Source organism: Bacillus sp. FG16 (genome assembly GCF_057809515.1).
The window spans coordinates 1-1947 of the sequence record NZ_JBMDKC010000220.1; the positions used below are offsets into that span (position 1 = coordinate 1).

Genomic DNA, 1947 nt, shown 5'->3' on the forward strand with positions numbered 1-1947 from the left:
ATTTGTCGTTGTAAAAATGTTTCTTTTGTTTTCTCAGGTTGATTGATGTACGCTGTTGCAAGACTACTTCCACCAATATAAAGTTCACCTGGTACATAGGGTGGACACAGTGTTCCTTGTTGATTTAACACGTATATTTTTATATGCGGTAATGGCTTTCCAATTGGAATATGCGTTTCTTCCTCTTGTAATGGCTGTATAACTGGATAGGTGGTCGCACAAACCGTTATTTCTGTCGGACCATACGCATTTACAACCGGAATGTGTAAACCTACTTTCGTTTGCCAATTTCGAACCATTGCGGGTAACAGTGTTTCTCCCCCCACAAATATATATCGCAATGATAGTAATTGCTTCAACTGCTGAGAAGATGTTTGCGTTAATGTATGAAAAAATACAGTAGGTACTAAACAATACTGTACGTTCTGTTTCTGTATAACTGCCAGAAAATGATCAACTGATTTTCTTTCTATCTCTGCTAAGAGATGCAATCTCCCGCCTGTCAATAAACTTCCATAAATTTCCCATACCGATGCATCAAAGATAAAAGAAGCAAATTGTAGATGTACCTGTTGTTCTTGAAAATCGTAAGTTTTTTGTAACGAATGAATCAACTGGATCACACTTTGATGCGAAATGAGTACACCTTTTGGATGCCCTGTTGAGCCAGACGTATAAATAATATAAGCAGCATCTTGTGTTGTATGTTCACTCTTGGTGTTTTCCGTTACCTTCCTCTTAGCTGTGTTTTCGTATACAATGATAGATTGCTTCCATACAAGGTGTGATAGGTCTGTCTTTTGATGAGTTATAACATGTGTCGATTCACTATCTTGTAACATAAAGTCGATGCGCTCTACTGGAAAATCGGGATCAATGGGCACATACGTGCCCCCTGCTTTTAATACACCAATCATAGATACGATGGCATCGATACCTCGATACATAAGAATACTCACTCGTTCTTGCCTTTGTAATCCTTTTTGTAATAAAGCTTGTGCGACTTGATTCGAACGCACTTGTAATTCTTGATACGTAAGGCTTTGGTTTTCCATTGTTATCGCAATACCATTAGGGTTTTCATTTGCTTTCTCATCAATAAGCTGGTCTAATGTTTTCGAAATGATAGGATTTGCATGTACTGGAACATCCTGCTGGTAAAGTGCATAATCTTGCGGTAAGAGTAAGTCTACGTCCCGCAGAGGACAGGAACTACTGCTCAGTACCTTTTGTATGATATGTTGAAATCGCTTTACGAACAACTGAACATCTTGCTCGTTGTATAACGCTGCATTGTAATCCATTTCAAGCTGTAACTGATTTTTTTGTATTTTCATGATTCGCCATACCATATCAAATGCGCCCACTCGTTTTTGATGACTAATAACTGTTGTTTCTAGACCCTCCATATGAAAAGGAGGTAAGGTTACCATATTAAATACAGTTGCATAAGGAGAAGAATGTATGTGTTCTTCTGCCGTATGTAATGCATGCGTCATATGATGAATCGGATACTCTTTGTGTTCCAGGGCTTCTTGTACGAGAACACTTACCTTCTGAACAAGTTCTATAAATGTATCGTCTGGTGAAAAGGGGATACGTAAGGGAACCGTATTGACAAAATAACCAAATACCTCTTGTTCCTGCGTGTGCCGTTCTCTCATGTTAATCGGCATTCCTACTACTAGATCCGTTTGGTTTGTCATGTGGTGTAATAAAACAATATATATACTGAGTAATACACGATACATACTGATACCATGCGTTTTTGCAAAATGATGAATGGCATCCGTAAGTTCTGTATCAATAAAAGCTTGATACGCTCCTTCTTTATAGGAATCTATCCGTGGCTTGGAAACAGGGGAAGGAAACGCACTCCATGGTAAAGCTCTTTCTAATTTTGCACGCCAATATAGCTCAGAAGTCACATAAGATTCTGTTCCCATG

The 1947-nt window shown here is 38.6% G+C and carries 1 protein-coding gene; it reads right to left on the bottom strand.

All coding sequences use genetic code 11. The annotated features are described in order from the left end of the window. The coding region (locus tag ACODS7_RS31740; RefSeq protein ID WP_488828540.1) for a non-ribosomal peptide synthetase at nucleotides 1-1928 on the bottom strand (1928 nt) is incomplete at its 3' end. Between the last annotated feature and the right edge of the window lie 19 nt (nucleotides 1929-1947).